The 2,507-nt window shown below is 75.3% G+C and carries 3 protein-coding genes; 1 reads left to right on the forward strand and 2 read right to left on the reverse strand.

Annotation, left to right across the window (positions count from 1 at the left end):
* Positions 1 to 76 precede the first annotated feature (76 nt).
* On the reverse strand, positions 77 to 769 hold the full coding sequence (locus G3I40_RS21645) for a response regulator transcription factor (protein ID WP_164303796.1): 693 nt from the start codon (positions 767 to 769) through the stop codon (positions 77 to 79).
* Positions 766 to 1,965 (reverse strand): sensor histidine kinase, encoded by a 1,200-nt coding sequence (locus tag G3I40_RS21650; protein ID WP_164303797.1) that lies wholly within the window; start codon positions 1,963 to 1,965, stop codon positions 766 to 768. Before G3I40_RS21650 ends, G3I40_RS21645 begins: the two co-directional genes overlap by 4 nt.
* 222 nt (positions 1,966 to 2,187) lie before the next feature.
* On the opposite strand from G3I40_RS21650, the gene G3I40_RS21655 reads away from it, so the two are divergent.
* A partial coding sequence (locus G3I40_RS21655) for a carboxymuconolactone decarboxylase family protein (protein WP_203644544.1) occupies positions 2,188 to 2,507 on the forward strand: 320 nt, incomplete at its 3' end.

Here is a 2,507-nt window from a genome sequence, read left to right on the forward strand (position 1 = left end):
CCAGCAGCACGACGCCCGCGACGGCCGCCGCCAGGCGCCCGGCCGGCGCCCTTCCTCTGATCGTCATCCGGTGATCCTACGTACGCTCCGGCGCGGCCCCCGGGGTCCGGGCCGACACGAGGCCCGACTCATAGGCGAACACGACGAGTTGGGCCCGGTCCCGGGCCCCGAGTTTGATCATGGCGCGGCTGATGTGGGTCTTGGCGGTGAACGGGCTGATCACCATGTGCCCGGCGATCTCCTCGTTGGTCAGGCCACGCGCGGCCAGCGCGGTGACCTCGCGCTCGCGCGGCGTGAGGCACTCCAGACCCGGCGCCGTCGCCCGGTCCGGCGGCCGGGCCACGAACTCGCCGATGAGGCGGCGCGTGACGGACGGCGACAGCAGCGCGTCACCGCGCGCGACGACGGCGATCCCGGTGAGCAGGTCCTCCGGTTCGCTGTCCTTGAGCAGGAACCCGGACGCGCCCGCGCGCAGCGCCTCGAAGACATAGCCGTCCAGGCCGTAGTTGGTGAGCATGACGACGCGGACGGCGGCCAGGGCGGGATCGGCGGCGATCCGCCGGGTCGCCTCGATGCCGCTGGTGACCGGCATCTGCACGTCCATGAGCACCACGTCCGGCAGGCACTCCCGGACCAGGGCGACCCCCGCGCTTCCGTCGGCGGCCTCCCCCACCACCTCGATCCCGTCCTCCGCGTCGAGCAGCGCACGGAACCCGGCCCGCATCAGCGTCTGGTCGTCGACGAGCACGACCCGGATCGCGGAGGTCATGGCGCGGCCCCGGGCAGGGCGTCCTCGCGCAGCTCCCGCGCCGGCCGCGCGGGCACCGCGGTGTCGAGCGGCAGGAGAGCCCTCACCTCGAACCCGCCGCCCTCGCGCGGCCCCGCCGACAGCGACCCGCCGAGCGTGGCGACCCGCTCCCGCATGCCCGTCAGGCCCGTGCCGTCGGCGGTCGGGCGGTCCGGGGACGCGATCCCGCTGTCCGTCACCCGGACCGTCAACTCGGCGTCCCCGTAGGCCAGTCGGACCTCGGCGCGCGCCTCGCGGCCGGCGTGTCTGGCTACGTTCGTCAGGGCCTCCTGCACGATCCGGTACACCGTCCGCTCCAGCGGGGTCGGCAGCGGACGCTCGGTGCCGGTGACGGTGAGGTCGACGGCGATCCCCGCCGAGCGGGCACGCTCGACCAGCAGCGCGGGGCTGCCGGCGGGCTCGTCCGTGCGCAGCACGCCCAGCGTCGCCCGCAGTTCCCGCATCGCCTCGCCGCTGGCCTCCTGGATGGCGAGCAGCGCGGGCGGTATCTCCTCGCCGCGCTTGCGGGCGAGGTGCACGGCGACGCCCGCCTGCAGCTTGACGATGGAGATGCTGTGGGTGAGCGAGTCGTGCAACTCGCGGGCGATGCGCAGCCGTTCCTCCCCCGCGCGGCGCAGCGCCGCCTCCTCGCGGGTCCGCTCGGCCTCCAGGGCCCGCTGCTCGGTCTGGTGCAGGTACGACTGCCAGTTCTTGTCGGCCTGACCTGCCACGACCGCGCACAGGAACCAGCCGCCGAGCAGCATGCCGCGCGTGGTGGTGCCGTCCGTGGCGAGCGCGTCCCGCGTCAGGTACACCGCGAGGAACACGGCGGCGGTGGCCGCGGCCAGGCTCCGGTGTCCCGAGCGGCACGCCAGGTTCACCGCGACCAGCACGGGCAGGGCCGCCATCGCGCCCGGATGGGCGTACACGACATAGACCGTGGTCACGGCGGTCGAGGCGAACAGGGCCGCCCGCGGCAGGCGCCGGCTGCCCGCGAGGGCGGCGGCCGACGCCGCTGTCAGCACATAGGCGAGCGGCCCGGCCGCGTCGTCGCCGAGCGCCGTCGCGACCACCACGACCACCCCGATCACGACGGCGAGCGCGACGTCCCCGAGCACCGCGCGCCGTGCGGGCGCGCCCGCTCCCCCGGCCGATCCGGCATCCGTCACCGCAGCCATGTCCCCCTCCGATCCCCTGCGCGCTCCCCGGTCCCCTACCCGTCTCGAAGGTTAGACGCCGCCACCGACATCGGCCTCCGCCCCGAGGAGGGCACCGGCCCGTCCGCTACTTCCCCCGGAGTAGGGCGAGGTCGGCTCCGCCGTACGACGCCCCGGGCCGGGCCGCAGGGCGAGTCTGTGCGGGTCGGTCAGCACCATCCGCAACCGTCCCGAGGAGCCCGCATGTCCGGCCCGTTCCGCTATACGCAACCCCCCTCGCCCGGGTCCGCCACCGGCACCGCCGCGGCGGTCTACGCGCAGGTCGACACCGACTTCGGCATCACGCGGCCGTCGACCCTCGTCGTCCTGGCGTCGGCGCCCGAACTCCTCGCGCCCACCTGGGCGTTGCTGCGCGAGTCCCTCATCGCGGGCAGCGGCTCGCGCACCGACCGCGAACTGGTCGCGGCCGGCACCTCCCTCGCGAACCGCTGCCCGTTCTGCGTCGACGCCCACGCGGTGCTGCTGCACGCGAACGGCGACCACGCGCTCGGCGAGGCGGTGGC

The sequence above is a fragment of the Streptomyces sp. SID14478 genome (assembly GCF_010548525.1).
In the GTDB taxonomy this organism is placed as follows: Bacteria; Actinomycetota; Actinomycetes; order Streptomycetales; family Streptomycetaceae; genus Streptomyces.